16 protein-coding genes, 1 pseudogene and 1 riboswitch are annotated in these 19,183 nt (G+C 65.9%); of the genes and pseudogenes, 9 read left to right on the top strand and 8 right to left on the bottom strand.

The window, feature by feature from the left end; genetic code table 11:
• From BP26_RS0117845 to BP26_RS0117825, 5 genes are all read left to right on the top strand, one after another.
• A partial coding sequence (locus tag BP26_RS0117845) for an isocitrate lyase/phosphoenolpyruvate mutase family protein (protein ID WP_029921923.1) occupies positions 1-555 on the top strand: 555 nt, incomplete at its 5' end.
• A gap of 239 nt (positions 556-794) precedes the next feature.
• Positions 795-1,919: an NAD(P) transhydrogenase subunit alpha gene (locus BP26_RS0117840; RefSeq protein ID WP_029921922.1), complete on the top strand. Its 1,125-nt coding sequence runs from the start codon at positions 795-797 to the stop codon at positions 1,917-1,919.
• A gap of 50 nt (positions 1,920-1,969) precedes the next feature.
• Positions 1,970-2,278 (top strand): NAD(P) transhydrogenase subunit alpha part 2, encoded by a 309-nt coding sequence (locus tag BP26_RS0117835; RefSeq protein WP_029921921.1) that lies wholly within the window; start codon positions 1,970-1,972, stop codon positions 2,276-2,278.
• Between the two features lie 15 nt (positions 2,279-2,293).
• On the top strand, positions 2,294-3,715 hold the full coding sequence (locus BP26_RS0117830; RefSeq protein WP_029921920.1) for an NAD(P)(+) transhydrogenase (Re/Si-specific) subunit beta: 1,422 nt from the start codon (positions 2,294-2,296) through the stop codon (positions 3,713-3,715).
• A gap of 100 nt (positions 3,716-3,815) precedes the next feature.
• On the top strand, positions 3,816-4,349 hold the full coding sequence (locus tag BP26_RS0117825; RefSeq protein WP_029921919.1) for an REP-associated tyrosine transposase: 534 nt from the start codon (positions 3,816-3,818) through the stop codon (positions 4,347-4,349).
• A 67-nt stretch (positions 4,350-4,416) separates the two neighbouring features.
• On the opposite strand, the gene BP26_RS0117820 is transcribed toward BP26_RS0117825, so the two are convergent.
• The gene (locus BP26_RS0117820; protein ID WP_029921918.1) at positions 4,417-4,860 is read right to left on the bottom strand and encodes a hypothetical protein; all 444 of its coding nucleotides are present in this window, start codon (positions 4,858-4,860) and stop codon (positions 4,417-4,419) included.
• Positions 4,861-4,945: 85 nt separating this feature from the next.
• Positions 4,946-5,998, bottom strand: coding sequence for a DUF5924 family protein (locus tag BP26_RS0117815; protein ID WP_051749121.1), 1,053 nt, complete (start codon positions 5,996-5,998; stop codon positions 4,946-4,948).
• 43 nt (positions 5,999-6,041) lie between these two features.
• Here BP26_RS0117815 and BP26_RS0117810 point away from each other — a divergent pair, with 43 nt between their 5' ends.
• Positions 6,042-7,718 (top strand): patatin-like phospholipase family protein, encoded by a 1,677-nt coding sequence (locus BP26_RS0117810; protein ID WP_029921916.1) that lies wholly within the window; start codon positions 6,042-6,044, stop codon positions 7,716-7,718.
• A gap of 37 nt (positions 7,719-7,755) precedes the next feature.
• Positions 7,756-8,505 (top strand): queuosine precursor transporter, encoded by a 750-nt coding sequence (locus BP26_RS0117805; protein WP_029921915.1) that lies wholly within the window; start codon positions 7,756-7,758, stop codon positions 8,503-8,505.
• A gap of 135 nt (positions 8,506-8,640) precedes the next feature.
• Here the strand turns inward: BP26_RS0117805 and BP26_RS30155 are convergent, their stop codons facing one another.
• A complete protein-coding gene (locus BP26_RS30155; RefSeq protein ID WP_029921914.1) occupies positions 8,641-10,506 on the bottom strand; it encodes a TonB-dependent receptor domain-containing protein in 1,866 nt (621 codons plus the stop codon).
• Between the two features lie 77 nt (positions 10,507-10,583).
• Positions 10,584-10,819, bottom strand: a riboswitch (cobalamin riboswitch).
• A gap of 225 nt (positions 10,820-11,044) precedes the next feature.
• Between BP26_RS30155 and BP26_RS0117795 the strand changes: the two genes are divergently transcribed.
• On the top strand, positions 11,045-12,562 hold the full coding sequence (locus BP26_RS0117795) for a fumarate hydratase (RefSeq protein WP_029921913.1): 1,518 nt from the start codon (positions 11,045-11,047) through the stop codon (positions 12,560-12,562).
• Positions 12,563-12,753: 191 nt separating this feature from the next.
• A pseudogene (locus BP26_RS31165) lies at positions 12,754-12,843 on the top strand (short-chain dehydrogenase); the annotation flags it as partial.
• Between the two features lie 52 nt (positions 12,844-12,895).
• Here BP26_RS31165 and BP26_RS30685 read toward each other — a convergent pair.
• The 5 genes from BP26_RS30685 to BP26_RS0117770 form a co-directional block, all read right to left on the bottom strand.
• The gene (locus BP26_RS30685; RefSeq protein ID WP_029921912.1) at positions 12,896-13,204 is read right to left on the bottom strand and encodes a helix-turn-helix domain-containing protein; all 309 of its coding nucleotides are present in this window, start codon (positions 13,202-13,204) and stop codon (positions 12,896-12,898) included.
• 11 nt (positions 13,205-13,215) lie between these two features.
• On the bottom strand, positions 13,216-14,025 hold the full coding sequence (locus tag BP26_RS0117785) for a glucose 1-dehydrogenase (RefSeq protein ID WP_029921911.1): 810 nt from the start codon (positions 14,023-14,025) through the stop codon (positions 13,216-13,218).
• A 99-nt stretch (positions 14,026-14,124) separates the two neighbouring features.
• Positions 14,125-15,657 (bottom strand): AMP-binding protein, encoded by a 1,533-nt coding sequence (locus tag BP26_RS0117780; RefSeq protein ID WP_029921910.1) that lies wholly within the window; start codon positions 15,655-15,657, stop codon positions 14,125-14,127.
• Positions 15,654-16,817: an acetyl-CoA acetyltransferase gene (locus BP26_RS0117775; RefSeq protein WP_029921909.1), complete on the bottom strand. Its 1,164-nt coding sequence runs from the start codon at positions 16,815-16,817 to the stop codon at positions 15,654-15,656. The genes BP26_RS0117780 and BP26_RS0117775 overlap by 4 nt, the downstream gene beginning before the upstream one ends.
• Before the next feature lie 89 nt (positions 16,818-16,906).
• The gene (locus tag BP26_RS0117770) at positions 16,907-19,177 is read right to left on the bottom strand and encodes a hydantoinase B/oxoprolinase family protein (protein WP_029921908.1); all 2,271 of its coding nucleotides are present in this window, start codon (positions 19,175-19,177) and stop codon (positions 16,907-16,909) included.
• Positions 19,178-19,183 lie beyond the last annotated feature (6 nt).

Below are 19,183 nucleotides of genomic sequence, written 5' to 3'. Positions count from 1 at the left end.
GAGGACCAGGTCGGCACCAAGCGCTGCGGCCACCGTCCGGGCAAGGAAGTGGTGAGCAAGGAGGAGATGGTGGACCGCATCAAGTCCGCCGTCGACGCCCGCACCGATCCGGGCTTCGTCATCATGGCCCGCACCGACGCCCTGGCCATCGAGGGCATCGACGCCGCCATCGAGCGCGCCGTGGCCTATGTCGAGGCCGGCGCGGACATGATCTTCCCCGAGGCCATGACCGAGCTGCCGATGTACCGCAAGTTCAAGGATGCGGTCAAAGTGCCGATCCTGGCCAACATCACCGAATTCGGCTTCACCCCGCTGTTCACCACCCAGGAACTGGGCTCGGTGGACGTGGACATCGTGCTCTACTGCTGCGGCGCCTACCGCGCCATGAATGCCGCCGCGCTGAAGGTCTACGAGACCATCCGCGCCGAGGGCACGCAGAAGAACGTGGTGCCGATCATGCAGAGCCGCGTCGACCTCTATAAGTACCTGGGCTACAACGCCTACGAGGAAAAGCTCGACGCGTTGTTCGCCAAACAAAAGGGCGACAAGGGCTGAAGCCCGGTGCGGCGGCCACCCTGAATGCAGGGTAGCTGCCGCCATCGAAAAGGCGCAGGCTGGTCGGATGCCCGGGAGGCTTCTTGACCCAGGTCAATTCATAGCCGGAAGTAATAGCTGGGCACACAAACTTTCTTGTGTGCCGGCGTAAACCATAGGCTAGACTGGCGGGCGTTTTTTAGCCAAACCCCGCGCCGGGCGCGCGGGCGGCGGCAATACTAGCGATAGGGGAGCCTGAGATGTCGGTCAAAATCGCGGTGCTGAAGGAAACCCGGCCCAATGAGCGGCGCGTGGCGATGGTGCCCGCGGTGGCCGACAAGCTGGCCAAGCTCGGCGCTGAAATCCACATGCAGTCCGGCGCCGGCGATGCCGTGAAGCTGCCGGACAGCGCGTTCAAGAACGTCACTTTCGCCGCCAACCCGCAGGGCCTGGTGAGCGACGCCGACATCGTGCTGGCGGTGCAGCCGCCGACGGCCGAAGTCGTCGGGGCGATGAAGGAAGGCGCCATCCTGCTGTCCTTCGTCTATGCCCACAAGGAAGCGGAGCTGACCAAACAGCTGCGCGACCGCAAGATCACCTGCTTCGCCATGGAACTGGTGCCGCGCATCACCCGCGCCCAGGCGATGGATGCCCTGTCCTCGCAGGCCGCCCTGGCCGGCTATTACGCCGCCCTGCTCGGTGCCACCAACATCGCGCGCATCCTGCCGATGATGACCACCGCCGTCGGCTCGATCCGTCCGGCCAAGACCCTGGTCATGGGCCTGGGCGTGGCCGGCCTGCAGGCCCTGGCCACCGCGCGCCGCCTCGGCAGCCAGGTCGAAGGCTACGACGTGCGTCCGGAAACCAAGGAACAGGCAGAGTCCCTCGGCGCCAAGTTCGTCGAGACCGGCGTCGATGCCCGCGGCCAGGGTGGTTATGCCCGCGAGCTGACGCAGGAGGAGAAGGACAAGGTGTCCTCCGTCGTCACCAAGCACATCCAGCAGGCGGACATCGTCATCACCACCGCCGCCATTCCCGGCCGCCCCTCGCCCAAGCTGATCTCCAAGGCGCAGGTGGACGGCATGAAGGCCGGCTCGGTGATCGTCGACCTCGCCGCCGAGGGCGGCGGCAACTGCGAATACACCAAGCCCGGCGAGACCATCCAGGTCGGCCAGGTCACCATCGTCGCCCCGCTCAACGTGCCCTCTCTGCTGGGCGAGCACGCCAGCGAGCTCTATGCCAAGAACCAGCTCAACCTGCTCGAGCTGATGATCAAGGACAAGGCCCTCGCGCTCGACTGGGAAGACGAGGTCATCGCCAAGGCCTGCCTGACGCATGCCGGCGAGATCAGGAACGAAGCGGCCAAGAAAGCGGTAGAAGGCTAAGCCTCGGCGCAGGTTAGTACCTCGCCGCGAATCGATACGGGAGCTAGCGAATGGACGTCACCACCAGCATCACGGGCTTCGTCGCCCTCTACATCTTCATGCTCGCCGCCTTCACCGGCTACGAGATCATCGGCCGCGTGCCGGCGATCCTGCATACGCCGCTGATGTCGGGTTCCAATTTCGTCCACGGCATCGTCGTGGTCGGCGCCATCTACGCCCTGATGAACGCCACCAATCCGCTGGAGCAGGGCATCGGCTTCGTCGGCGTGCTGTTCGGCGCCGCCAACGCCGCCGGCGGCTATGTCGTGACCGAGCGCATGCTGGAAATGTTCAAGCCCAGCGACAAGAAGAAGGCTTAAGGGGAAACCACAGCCATGAATCCGAACCTGATCATCGACGCGAGCTACTTCGCCGCGGCGTTTCTCTTCATCTACGGCCTCAAGCGCATGTCCTCGCCGGTCACGGCGCGCTCGGGCATCCAGGTGGCCGGCCTCGGCATGGCCGTCGCCATCATCGCCAGCTTCCTCTACTTCTTCAACGTCTCCGAAGAAGCCAAGCCGCATGTCGTGACCAACGCGATCCTCGCCGCCATTGCCCTGCTGATCGGCCTGGGCTGGGCCTGGTCTTCCGGCAAGAAGGTGGCGATGACCGCCATGCCGCAGATGGTCGCCATCTACAACGGCCTCGGCGGCGGCGCCGCCGCGCTGATCGCCGCGGTGGAACTGCTCGGCGGCCACGCCACCGGCACGATCGAACTGGTCGTCACCATCCTCGGCGCCCTGATCGGCTCGATCTCCTTCTCCGGCTCGGTCATCGCCTGGGCCAAGCTCGACGGCCGCATCAACAAGACCTGGCGCGTCAAGGGCCAGCAGCTGATCAACGGCACGGTGATGCTGATCACCCTGGCCATCGGCGCCTACATCATCTTCGGCGCGCACGGCCAGGCGCCGACGGCGCTGGTGATCGCCTTCTTCGCCGGCGCGCTGGTCTTCGGCGTGCTGATGACCATGCCGATCGGCGGCGCCGACATGCCGGTGGTGATCTCGCTGTACAACGCCTTCACCGGCTTGGCCGTGGGCATGGAAGGCTTCGTGCTGCAGAACCCGGCGCTGATGATCGCGGGCATGGTGGTCGGCTCCGCCGGCACCCTGCTGACCCTGCTCATGGCCAAGGCCATGAACCGCTCGGTCAGCAACGTGATCTTCTCCAACTTCGGCGTCAGCGGCGACGAACAGCAGGGCGAGATCAAGGGCAGCCAGAAGCCGGCCGATGCCGGCGACGCCGCCATCAACATGCGCTACGCCAGCAAGGTCATCATCGCCCCCGGCTACGGCCTGGCCGTGGCCCAGGCGCAGCACAAGCTCTACGAGTTCGTGAAGCTGCTGCAGGACGCCGGCGTTGAAGTGAAGTTCGCCATCCACCCGGTCGCCGGCCGCATGCCCGGCCACATGAACGTACTGCTGGCCGAAGCCGGCGTGCCCTACGACCTGATCTTCGACATGGAAGACATCAACGGCGAGTTCAAGGAAGCCGATGTCGCCATCGTCATCGGCGCCAACGACACCGTCAACCCGGCGGCCCGCACCAACAAGTCCTCGCCGATCTACGGCATGCCCATCCTCAACGTCGACCAGGCCAAACAGGTCTACGTGGTCAAGCGCGGCCAGGGCAAGGGCTACTCGGGCGTGGAGAACGAGCTGTTCTTCGCCGACAACACCAACCTCGTCTACGGCGATGCGCAGAAGGTCATGGTGTCCATGATCCAGGCCATCAAGTCGCTCGAGGGCGGGCACTAAGCGAAACGGGTTGAAGATAGAAGGCCGCCTAGCGCGGCCTTTTTCTTTTGTAGGTTGGGGTGAGCTTGCGAACCCCAACACCGCGACTCATGATCTTCGAATGCGCTACCGAAGAGCCCATGTTGCCGGTGGAACCTACTTTTTCACGGTCAATCTCGCCGACCGCTCAAGCCACCTATTGGTCGAAAGGGTCGATGCACTGCGCGAAACTGTGCGTCAGGTCAAAGACCAACATCCTTTCGAGATTGTCGCCTGGGTGGTATTGCCGGACCATCTGCACGCCGTATGGACCCTGCCGCCGGCCGATGCCGATTTCTCGACGCGATGGATGCTGATCAAGGCGGGATTCTCGCGCCGCGTCGAACCGGGAGAATTCATCCGGGCGAGCCGTCTACGAAAGGGCGAGCGAGGTATCTGGCAAAAGCGATTCTGGGAACACCAAATCCGCGACGACGAAGACCTGGCGCGTCATATCGACTACGTCCACATCAATCCGGTAAAGCATGCCCACGTAAGCCGCGCCTCGGATTGGCCTTATTCGTCCATTCACCGTTATATTCGATCCGGCGACTTGCTCTCCGATTGGGCTGCGTCGTCTGAACCAATCTTGTCCCACGGGGAGCGGGTGGAGTGATGTTGGGGTTCGCAAGCTCACCCCAACCTACGAGATTGAGTGGAGGATTGAGTGCGCCTGCGGATACCTACGCAAACGCCGCCTTGAGGAAGCCCGCGAACAGGATCGAAAAGCCGCCGATCTCGCCGGCGATCAGCAGCCACAGGTAGGCGTGGATCAGACCGCCGGGCAAGGTGCCCGAGCCAAGCCTATACGGCTTGCGCAGCTGGTTGTCGGTATCGCGCAGCACTCCATGCACGATGTAGATGAAGATGGCCGAGGCGAAGAACAGCAGCGGCAGGCCCACGGCCCACACCGTCCCGGCCGGCGACAGCGGCGAGAACGGCACGAACTCGTGCAGCAGCACCGCGGCGAAGGAATACATCAGCGCGGTACGGTGGGCAATGTCGACATAGACCGGGGTGCGTGCCTCCGGGTCGGCAGCCATGCAACGGTATTTCCACACGCCGGTCAGCATGCCGGTGAGGAAGAACACGCCGGCGGCGAGCAGGCAGAGGTTGGCGGCGGTCATGGCTGACTCCTTGCACGGACGGCGGTAATTCGAAAGTCACAAATCAGGATGACAGGTCTTGCCGCTTTGAGCGATGCCGCGGATTTCATGGCCCGGCCGTCGCTTCCACCCGGAATCGCACCACACCGATCAACTGCCCGGCATCGGTGACCACCTGCACCGTCCAGCGACCGGCGGCGTCGGCCGGAAAGCTCTGCTTGCAGCTCCAGGCCCGGTAGCCTTGTGTGCCGCCTCCGGTGATCTGCAGCGGGATGCGCAGCATCTCCTTGCCGTGGAACAGCCAGCGGTGGAAAACCTGTTCACGCAGGCCACGCGGCGCGTGGATGGCGGTGAAGGCGCAGAGGCCATCGCGGCGCAACACCGCGTCGCTCACCGTTTGCAGAGCCGGTCCCGGTTCGCGGCTGTCGGGATCGACGTCTGCGCTGATCACGCCCTGGCCCAGCCACAGGGTGGCCGGCGGCACCCATGGGCGCGCCAGCCAGGACAGCAGGCCCAGCGCGACGGCGGCGGCGACGAGCAAGGCCCAGCGCCGCGGACTGCGCGGCGCGATCAGGCTGGAGAGGCTGGGCAGGGACAGCAGGCCGAGCGTGACCGAGGCGAGGGCCAGGCTCTGCGTGGTGGTGAGCTGCCACAGCAGCGGCGGCACGGTGAGCATCGCCAGGTACATGGCGAAGCCGTGGAAGGCCAGGTGCAGCGCCGGGCGCGGCGCGATGCCGCCGTAGTAGAACGGATCCCAGACCGAAGCCAGCGCGGCGATGATGGCGAACCCGGTGAACAACGCCTGGCCGCTGCTCCAGGTGGTGGTGGAGAGCAGGAACGGCAGGCAGAAGAAGAACGTCTCCTGGTGCACCGCCTGCATGCCGTAGCGCAGCACCACCGGCGAGAAGCGTGCCCAGCGGAAGCGCGACAGCCATTGTCCCAGCGTGTTTTCAAAAACGATCAGCAGCCAGTTCAATACCAGCAGCAAGGCGATCCACTGCGCGACCCGCGTGCTGCGCTGGATCAACAGGAAGCTTGCCGCGCCCATGCCGAAGCTGACCAGGGCCAGCAGCAGGCGGTAGCGCGCCAGCTGGGCCAACACGCGCTGCAGGCGGGCGTCGAGCGTATTGCCTGGCGGAACGGCGTCGTGGTCTTGCATCGCCTATTATCGTTCCACAACTGCTCAGGGTGCGATGCGGGCGATGAAGGAAGAAAAGACGCCGACTTTCAGAATCGGCCTGGCCATGGCGGGCGCGGTCTCCGCCGGCGCCTATACGGCCGGAGTGCTGGACTTCCTGTTCGAGGCGCTCGACGCCTGGTACGACGCCAGGGCGCGCGGCGAGAACGTGCCGCGCCACGACATCTCGCTGGATGTCGCCAGCGGCGCTTCCGCCGGTGCCATGTGCGCGAGCCTGCTGGCCATCGCGCTGCCTTACGATTTCCCGCACGCGCGCCTCGACGCTCAGCGTCAGCCGAACGCGGAGGCGCTGAAGAATCCCTTCTACCGCGCCTGGGTCGAGGACATCGACATCCGCCCCATGCTCGGCACCGCCGATATGGCCGGCGGCGAACTGCCGGCCCTGCTCAATTGCGAGGTGATCGACAGCATCCTGAATCGGGCGCTCGACTACCAGGCGCCGCGCCGCGAACGGCCCTACGTGGCACGCCCCTTCGTCACCCGCTTCAGCATCGGCAACCTGCGCGGCGTGCCGTACGACATCAGCTACCGTGGGCTCAAGTCCGCTAGCGACACCCTCTACGCCCACGATGACTATCTCGGCTTCCTGGTCGGCGGCGGCGACGGCCCCGCACCCGCGGCCTGCCTCAAGGGGCATCGACCGGTGAGCACGCTGGCCAGCTCCAGGGCCACGGACTGGGCCGATCTCGGCGGCGCTGCCCTGGCTTCCGGCGCCTTCCCCATCTTCCTCAAGCCGCGCACGCTGACGCGCGACGGCAACGACTACAACGCGCGCAACTTCGGCAATCCGGACGCGGCGGATGCCAGCCAGCGCAGCGTCAGCGTGCCCCCGCCCTGGCCCAGGGGCGAGGCGCCCAATCCCTATGAATTCGTCGCCGTCGATGGCGGCATCTTCAACAACGAGCCACTGGACCTGGCGCGCGAAGTATTGGCCGGCGACGGCCCGGATGGTCCCGCGGACGGCCTGCGCGCCAGCAGCGCCGTGATGATGATCGCCCCCTTCGTCAACCGCCCCGGCGACGGCAGCCAGGTGCCGCTGGGGCCGCCGCACCAGCTGATCCTGCCGATGCTGTTCTCGTTCATCGCGCAATGCCGTTTCCGGCCGGCTGACATCGCCCTGGCCCACGATCCGGCGGTCTACAACCGCTTCCTGGTGGCGCCGACGGGCTCCACCTCGCCCGAGGCCGCCCAGTACTGGATCGCCAGCGGGCCGATGCAGGGCTTCTTCGGCTTCCTGCACAAGGAATTCCGCAAGCACGACTACCAGCTCGGGCGCCGCAACTGCCAGCATTTCCTGCAGCAGTATTTCCGCCTGCCCAAGGACAACCCCATCGTCGCCTACGGCTACGCCGGCCTGCCGCCGGACCAGGCGGCCACATGGCTCGACCAGAACGGCGAGCTGCCGATCATCCCTCTGATTGGAGACGTGGCGAAAGAAGAGCCGCTATGCGACTGGCCGGTCGGCCAGTTCCAGGTCGACGAACTGATGGGCGCGGTCAGCACGCGCGTCGATGCGATCTTCCGCTACTACCGCGAGAGCATGGCCGCCGACAGCGGCAAGGGCGCGGTGCGCTGGCTGACCCGCGCCTATCTCCAGGTCGGCTGGTGGGCCGGCCGCAAGCAGATCCTGGCCAGTCTGCGCGGCAGCATCGAGGACGCGCTCAAGGCGCAGCAACTGTAGACTGTCCCCACCCCGCTCGACACAGCCTGGACCGCTCATGCGCAGCTTCCGCTATTACGAATTCCTGATGGTCGGCATGGTGGTGGTGCTGCTGTGCTCCAACCTGATCGGGCCGGCCAAGGTCTGCACCGTGACCCTGCCGCTGATCGGCGCCGCCAGCTTCGGCGCCGGCAACCTGTTCTTTCCCATCAGCTACCTGTTCGACGACGTCATCACCGAGGTCTACGGCTATGCCCGCGCCCGCCGCGTCGCCTGGGCCGGGTTCAGCGCGCTGGTCTTCGCCACGGTGATGACCCAGTTCATCGTCCATGTGCCGGCCAGTCCCACGGAGCCCTACAACGCCACCCTGCAGCCGGCGCTGGAAGTGGTCTTCGGCGGCACCTGGCGCATCGTCGCCGCCAGCATGTTCGCCTACCTCTGCGGCGACTTCGTCAATTCCTTCGTGCTGGCCAAGATGAAGGTCTACACCGAGGGCCGCTGGCTGTGGACCCGCACCGTCGGCTCCACCGTGTGCGGCCAGGCGGTGGACTCGCTGCTGTTCTACCCCATCGCCTTCGCCGGCATCTGGACCAACCAGGCCCTGTTCGCGGTGATCGCCTTCAACTGGACCTTCAAGGTCGGGGTCGAGGTGCTGTCGACGCCGCTGGTCTACTGGGTCGTCGCCCGCCTCAAGCGCGCCGAAGGCGTCGACACCTTCGACCGCCACACCAACTTCACCCCGTTCTCGCTGCGCGACGAGGGCGAGACGCGCAAGTACGGCTACCGCGTGCCGCCGGGCTCGCCCTGATTGCCTTGGATCGTCCGGTTCTCCCGGCTCGGCCCGGGATAAACGCAGCCGTCGATTCGACTGCATCGTTCATTACTTGATACCACGGTAGCGCCTGGCGCCTCTCCCCATCGGGCAGAGGCGCCAGGGTCCCCGTCAAAGCGGCAGGGAGTAGCGCAGCGTGGCGTAGACGGCGCTGCCCGGCTGGTTGTAGCCGGAGACGGTCTGATAATGATGGTTCAGCACGTTTTCGCCGCGCAGGTCGAAGCGCAGATCCCGCGTCAGGCGTACCCCGGCGCTGAGAGCGAGCATGCCGTAGCCGCCGGTGGTGGTGTTGCCGAAGTTGACCGCATCGACGTCGTGGCGCTGGCTGCTGGTGTAGAAGTTGCCGCCCACATCGAAGCGGCCCAGGCGGCGATTGAGCTCCGCGCTGAGGATGGAGCGGGCGCGGCGCAGCAGCTGGGTATGGGTATCGCGGTCGCGCGGATCCTGCCAGATGCCCTTGACGTGCGCGGTCCAGTCCGCGTCGGTGTAGTTCCAGTCGAGCTGCAGGCCGTCATTGCGGCTGTGCTCGACGTTGACGGCGGTGAAGTTGGGCGGCACGTACTCGATCAGGTCCTGCACATCATTGCGGAACAGGCGCAGTTCGATGCTCTGGTGCGTGGTGATGGCCTGCCTGACACCGACCTCGTAGTTGAGCGCTTTCTCGGGCTGCAGATCGGGATTGCCGCCGGAGCCGAAGCGGTCTTCCGCGGTCGGCGAATGAAAGCCGCTGCCGGCGGTGGCGATCAGCCGGGTGCCCTGGAGCACGTCGAAGCCGTATTCCGCATTCCAGTTGAAACGCTCGCCGAACGCGCCGTCATGCAGGTAGTTGACCGCGGCCACGACATGCTGTGAACCGTAGTTGAACTCGTCCTGCACATAACCGTAATCGGTGTCCTTGGCTTCCGCGATGGGCGCGCCGAACGAGGACACCGCATCGACGCGTTCGCGCGCGGCGCGTGCGCCGAAGGACAGGCGGTTGTACAGGCCCAGCGCCAGCACGTTGTGCCAGTCGGCTTCCGGGCGGATGGTGCGCACGAAATCCGGCGCCTGATTCTGCGCCAGGCGATCGAGGCTGCGGCTGAGGGTGAGTTCGCTCAGCCAGTTGCCGGTGAGATGCGTGCTGGCTTCCAGCGCGAAGATCTGGTTGCGGAAATCCTGGTCGGCGGGTGAGAAGCCGGCGGTGGCGAAAGTGACCGGATCGGAAGTCTCGTTCTGATAGCGGTCCTTGCCTTCCGCGTCCCAGGCGCGTGCCTGCAGGCGCACGCCGCCCAGCTGGATCTCGGCGTTGCCGTCGAGGGTGCGGTTGCGGAAGGCGCGGTTATCGTCCGAGCCCGGCAGGGGGCCGGCAAACGGCGGGATGCCATTGCTGCGCTGCTGCTGCGCGCCCAGCGCGAAGCCGAAGGCATGGCCGTCCACCGTGCCGGCATCGCGGATCGCCGCGCCGCCCTGGATGGTGCCGAAGGAGCCGCCGCCGATGTTGGCGTCGAGCTGCGCCGGTCCCGATTTGCGCGTGATGATGTTGACCACGCCGCCGATGGCGTCGCTGCCGTACAGCGCCGAGCGCGGCCCTTCCACCACCTCGATGCGCTCGATCATCTCGGGATTGATGTTCGGCAGGGCCGCGCCGCCGGTGGTGCCGTTGTTGACGCGCACACCGTCGAGCAGCACCAGGGTGTAGTTGCTGTTGCTGCCGCGGGTGAACAGCGAGGCCTGCTGCCCCGGGCCGCCGGAGCGGGCGACTTCAAGCCCGGCGTACTGGCGCAGGATGTCGGCGACATCGCCGGCCTGGGCGCGCTCGATCTCGGCGCGGTCGATGACGATGGTCTGCGCCAGCGTATCGGCCTCGGCAACCGGCGTGCGCGTACCGGTGACCACCACCGGCTGCAGCTGGGCATCTGCGGAAGGGGAAACAGCGGGATCGGCGGCAAAAGCAAAGGCGGGCGCGAGCGCCAACCCGACAACGGCGAAGGTCTTCATGATGGCTCCGGTAGCCTGCGTCCCCGCAGGCCTGACGGTGAATACATTCAGCCGGACCGGAGTCGATCTCCGTGCCACGGCTGACCCCATCGCGGGCCGGTCTCCGGACTCATGGGTGAATGGGCGCCCTGCATAGGAGCATCCCGTTCCAGCGGCGCCTTCCCGGATCGCTCCAGTGGCTTGTTGCCGCCTCTTCCCATCTACCGTTGCGGGGGCAGTGCCGGGATTGGAAGTGGCGAGCCACCATCCTTACCGGCTTCCCGTTTAATCCCCGGCGTTTGCGGCCGGGGACACCTGCGAGGCCGCCATTCTAGGCCACGGCCGGGGGTTTTGCGCTCATCCGACGGGACGAGACGGCATTGCCGGCGCTCCGGGGCCAGGTAGAGGGAGCGCCTCGGAACGCCGGTTAGTGCTTGTTTCAGAAGAAATATCCGGCATAACCGGGATCGCCCCCCGGAACCATGGGTTGGCCTGAATCGCGCATGCGTTTACAGTGCGCCCCAGCCAGACCTTGCCCCCACCAGCCATCGAAGCCCCAATGACCGCCATCAAGCAGGACGACCTGATCCAGAGCGTCGCCGACGCCCTCCAGTACATCTCCTATTACCACCCCGTCGACTACATCAAGAACCTCGCCGCCGCCTACGAGCGCGAGCAGTCGCCGGCCGCGAAGGACGCCATCGCCCAGATCCTGATCAACTCGCGCCTCTGCGCCGAGGGCCACCGCCCGATCTGCCAGGACACCGGCATCGTCACCGTCTTCCTCAAGATCGGCATGAACGTGCGCTGGGACGACGCCACCATGGGCGTCGAGGACATGGTCAACGAAGGCGTGCGCCGCGCCTACAACCACCCGGACAACAAGCTGCGCGCCTCGGTGCTCGCCGATCCGGCCTTCACCCGCAAGAACACCAAGGACAACACCCCGGCCGTGGTCAACGTCTCGGTGGTGCCGGGCCACGAAGTCGAAGTCATCGTCGCCGCCAAGGGCGGCGGCTCCGAGGCCAAGTCCAAGTTCGTCATGCTCAACCCCTCGGACTCCATCGTCGACTGGGTGCTGAAGACCGTGCCGACCATGGGCGCCGGCTGGTGCCCGCCGGGCATGCTCGGCATCGGCATCGGCGGCACCGCCGAGAAGGCCATGCTGCTGGCCAAGGAAGCGCTGATGGAGTCGATCGACATGCCGCAGCTGATCGCGCGCGGCCCGCAGAACAAGCTGGAAGAACTGCGCATCGAGCTGTACGACAAGGTCAATGCCCTGGGCGTCGGCGCGCAGGGCCTGGGCGGCCTCACCACCGTGCTCGACGTGAAGATCCTCGACTACCCGACGCACGCCGCCAACCTGCCGGTGGCGATGATCCCCAACTGCGCCGCCACCCGCCATGCCCACTTCGTGCTCGACGGCTCCGGCCCGGTGGCGCTGGACCCGCCCTCGCTCGAAGACTGGCCCAAGCTCACCTACGACACCTCCAAGGGCCGCCGCGTCAACCTCGACACCGTCACCCACGAGGAAGTGGCGAGCTGGAAGCCGGGCGAGACCATCCTGCTCAACGGCAAGCTGCTCACCGGCCGCGACGCCGCGCACAAGCGCATGATCGACATGCTCAACAAGGGCGAAAAGCTGCCGGTCGACTTCACCAACCGCTTCATCTACTACGTCGGCCCGGTCGACCCGGTGCGCGACGAAGTCGTCGGCCCCGCCGGTCCCACCACAGCCACCCGCATGGACAAGTTCACCCGCCAGATGCTGGAGCAGACCGGCCTGCTCGGCATGGTCGGCAAGTCCGAACGCGGCCAGATCGCCATCGACGCCATCCGCGACAACAAGGCGGTGTACCTCATGGCCGTCGGCGGCGCGGCCTACCTCGTCTCCAAGGCGATCAAGGCTTCGCGCACCGTCGCCTTCGCCGACCTCGGCATGGAAGCGATCTACGAGTTCGAAGTGAAGGACATGCCGGTCACCGTCGCCGTCGATTCCAAGGGCACCTCGGTGCACCAGACCGGGCCGAAGGAATGGCAGGCGAAGATCGGGAAGATTCCGGTCGTCGTCGCCTGAGCCACTGCGGCTTCAGCCTGGGCCCTTCCGCGCTGTGCGGTGGGGGCCCAGGCAAGGGCGGTTCTCCAGCTGAACAACGCCAATCCCGGTTCGCCCCGAGTGCACGCGCAGCGGTGTGTCGAGAGGCCAGCGTGTAGCCGTCCGCAGCCCGGTATCCGCAACCTGCACTACAGTCATGTAGGCATTCCGGTGCGGCAGCGGCGCCGTTCCCGGCTTCGAGCGAATCAGGCTTTATGACTGGAACAGAAGTATTCGTCGATGGAGGCGCCGTTCAAATGTAGTGGCGGCCTGGTGCTGGCTGTTACCGAAGAGGTCGCCGGCGTCCGCTGGACGTCAGCGTGGGAGTTGGCGTGCCGTCGCTTCCGGCGGAGGATTCACCGGATGCATGTCGATTGCAACGAGAATCGCTTGAAGGCGCCCACTGACGCCGAGCTTCTGGTAGATATTCTTCAGATGATACTTGACAGTATCTTCCGACCGGAAAATGCAAGTTGCGATCTCCCGGTTCGACTTTCCGCGCATCAAAAAGGCCAGAATCTCCTCCTCGCGTTCGGTCAGTGTCAGGTCAATTGGCCGAATCCGAAGCAAGTATGTTTCCTCAGGTCTGATACTGGCCGTGTCGCCGGGCTGGGCTTCCGTCACCCACGGGTTTCCTAGGTCGCGGTCCAGCCGCCATCGACCGCCAGCTCGGCACCGGTGATCCAGGCCGCGGCATCCGAGGCGAGAAAGCGCACGGCATTGGCGATGTCCCGCGGAACGCCCATGCGGCCAATGGGATGGGCCTGGGTGAAAACGGTGGCGATCTGCTCCAAGGACTCGGCTCCGGCCAGGGCCTGGTTCTTGCGGAAAAACGATTCCGCCATTTCGGTCGCCACCACTCCCGGATGCACGGAATTACAGCGGATGCCGTAGCCGAGCCGGCCGCATTCGACCGCCACGCCCTTGGTCAAGGTGCGCACGGCGCCCTTGCTGGCGCTGTAAGCGGACAACCAGGGCACGCCGACCATGCCGGCGACCGAGGAGATGTTGATGATGGAACCGCCGCCCGCGCTTCGACCGCGGGGCCGCATCGCCCGGACCGCCTGCTTGCAGCCGAGGTAAACGCCTTCGACGTTGATGGCCATGATACGGCGGAACTCGTCCTGCGAGACGTCGGCGATCTCGCCCATGATCTCGATGCCGGCGTTGTTGACCAGGATGTCGAGGCGGCCGAAGGTGGAAATGGTGGCATCGATTGCGGCGATCCAATCCTGCTCGCGCGTGACATCAAGATCCCGATAGGCGGCCCTGCCGCCGGCAATCGACTCGGCCGTAGCCGGCCCCGTGGGGCCCGGCAGATCGGTGAGCATCACGTCGGCGCCGGCGGCGGCCAGGACCCTGGCGCATTCCGCGCCGATGCCGCGCGCACCGCCGGTGATCAGGGCCGCCTTGCCATCCAAGCGGAAATCGTCCGCATCGCTCATTCTTTCTCTCCTCTCCATTCATCGCCGCGGCATCGGCGCGGATCCAGGACAGCGGGACTACGCCACGATCCACTGCCCCTGCCGCCAGCCACGTGCGCGCTACTCCTGCGCCAGGCTCTCGCGCAGCGCGGTCTTCAACACCTTGCCGTAGTTGCTCTTCGGCAGGGAATGGACAAACTGATAATGCTTCGGCCGCTTGAAGCGCGCGATGTTCTGCAGGCACAGCGAATCGAGCTCGACCGCTTCGATGGCGCAACCGCTCTTCACCACCACGAAGGCCACCACTTCCTCACCCCACTCCGCGTGCGGGCGCCCCACCACCGAGACCTCGTGCACCTGCGGGTGCTGCAGCAGCACTTCCTCCACTTCGCGCGGGTAGATGTTGGAGCCGCCGCTGATGATGACGTCCTTGGTGCGATCCTTGAGCGTGAGGAAGCCGTCCTCGTCCAGGCAGCCGACATCGCCGGTGAAGAGCCAGCCATCGCGCACAGTCTTGGCTGTCGCCTCCGGATTGTTCCAGTAGCCTCGCATGACGCTGGGTCCGCGCACCAATACTTCACCGGCTTCACCGGCGGGCAGCGTCACGCCATGGCTGTCCGCCACGCGTACCTCGACCAGGCTCTGCGCAACGCCGACCGAGGCGATGCGCTCGAGGTAACGCGGGTGGCCGCTGTCCTGCAGGTGATGGCGGCCGAGGGCGGTAATGGTCATGGGGCTCTCGCCCTGCCCGTAGATCTGCACGAAGCAATTGCCCATCACGTCCAATGCCTGGCGCACATCGGCGACGTACATCGGGCCTCCGCCATAGACGATGGTCTTGAACAACGAAGAATCGGCACCCGCATCACGGACGTGATCCACCAGGCGCTTGATCATCGTTGGAGCGGCGAACAAGGACAGGCGTCCATGACAGGATGCCAGCTCGACCAACTCCGCCGGGTCGAAGCCCGCCGACCTGGGCATGATGTGCCGGGCCCCGGCGATGACATGCGGAAAATTGAGCATGCCGGCCGCGTGCGAGGCCGGTGCCGCATAGACCAGGGCGTCGTCCCCGGAGGGCGCGTCGACGTCCATGAAGTAACAGGAAATCATGGCAAGCAGGTTGCCGTGAGTCTCCATCACGCCCTTGGGACGGCCGGTGGTACCGGAGGTGTAGAACAGCCAGGCGATGTCATCGGCGTCCCGCTGGTGGATGTCACCCAGGGGCCTGGCCGTATGGAGGGATCGGTATTCGGCGGTGCCGGGGACAAACACGTGGCGGATCGCCGGGTGGCCGTCCAGCAGCGGCGCGATGCCGCCAGCCAGATCCTCCGATACGAACAGCACGGTAGCCTGCGCGTCGCGCAGGATGTATTCCGCCTCGCGCGGATGGAGCTTGGCATTGATCGGCACCACCACCAGGCCGGCGAACCAGGCGCCGTACAGCACTTCCAGGTATGCGGGGATATTGGCCATCCAGATGCCGACACGCGCGCCCGGCGGCAGGCCGAGCCGCCCTTGCAGGAAGCCGCCGACGCGGGCCGCGCGCCCGGCAAGCGTGCCGTAGTCGCAGATCAACTCTTCGCCCAGATAAAGCGCCGGACGCTCGGGGGAGGCCAACGCGGTTCGCAGCAGCAGCCGGGCCAGGTTCATGCCGTCGCCTCCAGGATGGTGGCGTAGTTGGCCACCGCGCTTCCTCCCATATTGAGCACGCCGGCCAATCGCGGCGATTCCACCTGGATGGCACCAGCGGTGCCGCACAGCTGCATCGCCGCCAGCACATGCATCGACACCCCGGTTGCCCCGATCGGATGCCCCTTGGCCTTGAGGCCGCCCGAAGGATTCACCGGCAGGCCGCCGCCCGGATAGACCAGTCCACTGTCCAGGACCTCGGCGCCACGTCCTTCCGGCGCCAGGCCGAGCGCCTCGTACAGCAGCAGCTCGGCGATGGTGAAGCAGTCGTGCACCTCCAGCAGCGACAGGTCCCGCACCGAGCAGCGCGCGGCGGCCAGAGCCTGCGCCCAGGCCCGGCGCGGTCCCTGCAGCGAGGTCATGTCATGCCGCGACAACGGCAGGAAGTCGTTCACCTGGGCGCGGCCGCGGATGCGCACCGCCTTGCGCATGGTTCGTGCCGTGGCGGCATCGGCCAGGATCAGGGCGGCCGCGCCATCGGAAACCAGGGAGCAATCGGTCTTGCGCAACGGCGCGGCGATGAGCGGGTTCTGCTCCGACACGGTGTTGCAGAACTCGAAGCCCAGGTCCTTGCGCATATGCGCGTAGGGATTGTTGACGCCATTTGCGTGATTTTTCGCCGCGATCCGGGCCAGGGTTGCGGCATGGTCGCCATACTTCTGGAAATAGGCGCGGGCGATGCCGGCGAACAGGCCGGGAAAGGTCAGGCCACGGTCCGCCTCTTCGCTCACGTAGCTGGCGCTGGCCAGGATGCGAGTGGTCTCGGCGCCGGCCACCGCGGTCATCTTCTCGGCGCCGACCACCAGGGCGATGCGGGCCCGCCCGGCTTCGATCGCGTCGAGGGCGGCGAACACGGCGGCCGAACCGGTGGCGCAGGCATTCTCGACGCGCGTCACCGGCTTCCAGCGCAGGCCGTCGTCGGCCTGCAGCACCAGGGAGGAGCAGAACGATTCAGGCACGAAGCCGCTGTTGTAGTGTCCCAGCCACGCGGCATCGACATCGCCGGCACAGATGCCGGCATCGTCCAGTGCGGCGCGCGTGACCTGGACGATCAGGGATTCGAAGCTGTCCGGCAAGCGGCCGAAATGGGAATGCCCCCAGCCGACGATACAGGCGTCCATCAGGGTGCGGCTCCCGTCCCGCCGCGCCGCAGCGGCCGCTGCGGCCGAACTCCGTGCTGCAGATGCTGGATCGTCGGCATGCGCTTTTCCTAGACCGAAGCGCCGCGCTCGAGCATCTGGATACGGCGCTCCAGCTCTGCGATCTTCACATCCTTGGGATTGGGCATATACACCGGCTGGATCGCCGCGGCGTTCATCCTGGCGCGGGGTACGCCGGCAAACGGTCCGGCGTAGATCGTGGAACGATCCTCGCCCCAGGAGCCGTAATACGGCAGGTGCGGCGGAGGCTCCTCGGTCGCCCACTGCTTGAGAAATGCCTTGTAAGGCAGGCCGCGCGCCTTGCGCGCCTTGCGTTCGGCGGCGCGCGCCGCTTCCGTGGCCGCGCGATCGAGCAGCAGGGTTTCCGGGTTGTAGACCACGCGATAGATGTCGCGGGCCGTTTCGTGGGAGATCAGCTCTTCCTCCAGGTCGCGGATCACCAGCTCCGGATCGCGCTCCAGCACATCGCCGTAACCGCCGCCGCTGCCCTGGGTGATCATGTACAGATCCCCGCGATTGGCAATCTCGAACTGCAGCCCCGAATGGTGCGAGGTGTAGCTGGCACCCTTGAACGGCCGCTCGTTCATCAGGCGCGGGATGGAGAACTCGAACTTCTGCGGCTCGGTCTTCCACACCTCGAAGACATCGGCGCCCTTGATCTTGCACAGCGGGTAGGTCGGCGACGAGTAGCCGCCGAACAAGCCGGGCGTGGACGGGATCTTGGAGCCGATGCAGCTGCACATGAAGCCCCACAGCGGACTGCCGAGGCTGGAAGCGATCATCTCGTAACCCTGGCCGCCGCGATACTTGCCGAATGCCTGGTTGTCCTTCATCAGCTTCTTGCTGACGATCTGGATGAACGGCACTTCCTCCTCGTTCATCTCCTGCTCGCCGAGGTCGGCCATCGGCGCGAAAATCGGCGCCACGGCATGCTCGCCGTCGCGATCGGCATGGGCGCCGCCGCCCATGCCGTTGAGATCGGCGCAGAGGTTGCCGACCATCTCGCCGTGCTGGGTAATGCCGCCGTAGATGAAGGTGTGAATCATGTTGTGCCAGGGCGCGATGACCTTGGTGAACTTTTCCGGACAGCCGTAGAGGAACTTGGCCACCGCCTGCTGCCCGGCGGTGAAGGCCGGGAAGAAGGTCATCATGCTCTGCGCGTTGGGCGTGGTGTAGGAGGAGTGCAGCGCCGACTTGTCGTCGGTGATGACGCGGATCGGCGCGAATACCGCCTGGTTGCGCGGCAGGTCCGGCCAGACGAACACCAGGAACAGCTGGCACAGCATGCCCTTGAGCGAGGACAGCAGGGTGTTGTTGGCACGGTTGGCGAATTCCGGGCTGGAACCGCGGAAATCGAAGATCAGCTCGTCGCCCTTCTTGGTCAGGGCGAGATTGATCTTGATCAGGCAGTTCTCGCGCAAGGTGCCGTCGGCGATGATCATGCTGCGCACCGTCCCATCCGGCCACGCGGAGACACGGCGGCTCACTTCCTTTTTCGTATCCTCCAGGCCCCCGCGCAGCGCCGATACCACGGCGTCGAGCCCGAATTCCTCGATCGCCGACTTGACCCGCTCCTCGATGCGGCGGCAGACGAACAACTTGACCTTGAGATCTTCGTACTGCAGCTTCGGCTCGCGCACGGAATTCTGCAGGAAGGTAACGAGATCCTTCTTCAGCTCGTAGTTCTCGACGATCTTGAAGGGCGACATCTTCAACCCTTCCTCGTAGACCTGCTCCGCCAGGGAGGGCATGCCGCCCGGCTCGATGGCGCCGTTCTCGCCCTCGTGCACCGTGGCGCCGGCCCAGGCGACCAGCCTGCCGTCGTGGAAGATCGGCAGCATCATGCTCTGATCGGTGTTGTGGATATTGCCGTAGCGTGCATCGTTGTGGATGAAAGCGTCGCCGGGGCGCACCCCCACGCTGGTGTCGGTCGTCCAGTATTTGTTGATGAACTTCACTGGGTGGTGCACCAGCGAGGCGAAAATCAGCACGCCGCCGGCGCTGGACACCGCCAGGTCGCCGCTGGCGGTATAGACGCCCGTGATCAGGTCGCCCCACTTGGCGCCCGGAGCGGCTCCCATCTGCTCGAGCATCTCGAACGCTTCGTTGGCGCCGGCCTGCAGGCGATCGCGAATCAGCGCCAGCACTGCCGGGTCCGATTCCCTGCGCATCGCCTCGCGCTCCAGTTCGGCAATCGGGGCGATGTCATGCTCGTGCATGATCTCCGGGTCCGGGCCCAGGAACAGCACGTTGTCGGCGAGAAATTGGTCGATCAGCGCCTGTTCGCGCACGGCCTGGCCCGGCTTTTCCACTTTACCCATGGGGTG

The sequence above is a fragment of the Nevskia soli DSM 19509 genome (genome assembly GCF_000711955.1).
GTDB classification, from domain to species: Bacteria; Pseudomonadota; Gammaproteobacteria; order Nevskiales; family Nevskiaceae; genus Nevskia; species Nevskia soli.
Note: the sequence above shows the minus strand (reverse complement) of the source record. Positions and strands in the feature narration are given on the sequence as shown.

What these genes read in the sequence shown, in the direction of transcription:
- BP26_RS0117840 (WP_029921922.1), top strand. Translation starts at nt 795, where the DNA reads ATGTCGGTCAAAATCGCGGTGCTGAAGGAAACCCGGCCCAATGAGCGG.
- BP26_RS0117835 (WP_029921921.1), top strand. Translation starts at nt 1,970, where the DNA reads ATGGACGTCACCACCAGCATCACGGGCTTCGTCGCCCTCTACATCTTC.
- BP26_RS0117830 (WP_029921920.1), top strand. Translation starts at nt 2,294, where the DNA reads ATGAATCCGAACCTGATCATCGACGCGAGCTACTTCGCCGCGGCGTTT.
- BP26_RS0117825 (WP_029921919.1), top strand. Translation starts at nt 3,816, where the DNA reads ATGCGCTACCGAAGAGCCCATGTTGCCGGTGGAACCTACTTTTTCACG.
- BP26_RS0117820 (WP_029921918.1), bottom strand. Translation starts at nt 4,860, where the DNA reads ATGACCGCCGCCAACCTCTGCCTGCTCGCCGCCGGCGTGTTCTTCCTC.
- BP26_RS0117815 (WP_051749121.1), bottom strand. Translation starts at nt 5,998, where the DNA reads ATGCAAGACCACGACGCCGTTCCGCCAGGCAATACGCTCGACGCCCGC.
- BP26_RS0117810 (WP_029921916.1), top strand. Translation starts at nt 6,042, where the DNA reads ATGAAGGAAGAAAAGACGCCGACTTTCAGAATCGGCCTGGCCATGGCG.
- BP26_RS0117805 (WP_029921915.1), top strand. Translation starts at nt 7,756, where the DNA reads ATGCGCAGCTTCCGCTATTACGAATTCCTGATGGTCGGCATGGTGGTG.
- BP26_RS30155 (WP_029921914.1), bottom strand. Translation starts at nt 10,506, where the DNA reads ATGAAGACCTTCGCCGTTGTCGGGTTGGCGCTCGCGCCCGCCTTTGCT.
- BP26_RS0117795 (WP_029921913.1), top strand. Translation starts at nt 11,045, where the DNA reads ATGACCGCCATCAAGCAGGACGACCTGATCCAGAGCGTCGCCGACGCC.
- BP26_RS0117785 (WP_029921911.1), bottom strand. Translation starts at nt 14,025, where the DNA reads ATGAGCGATGCGGACGATTTCCGCTTGGATGGCAAGGCGGCCCTGATC.
- BP26_RS0117780 (WP_029921910.1), bottom strand. Translation starts at nt 15,657, where the DNA reads ATGAACCTGGCCCGGCTGCTGCTGCGAACCGCGTTGGCCTCCCCCGAG.
- BP26_RS0117775 (WP_029921909.1), bottom strand. Translation starts at nt 16,817, where the DNA reads ATGGACGCCTGTATCGTCGGCTGGGGGCATTCCCATTTCGGCCGCTTG.
- BP26_RS0117770 (WP_029921908.1), bottom strand. Translation starts at nt 19,177, where the DNA reads ATGGGTAAAGTGGAAAAGCCGGGCCAGGCCGTGCGCGAACAGGCGCTG.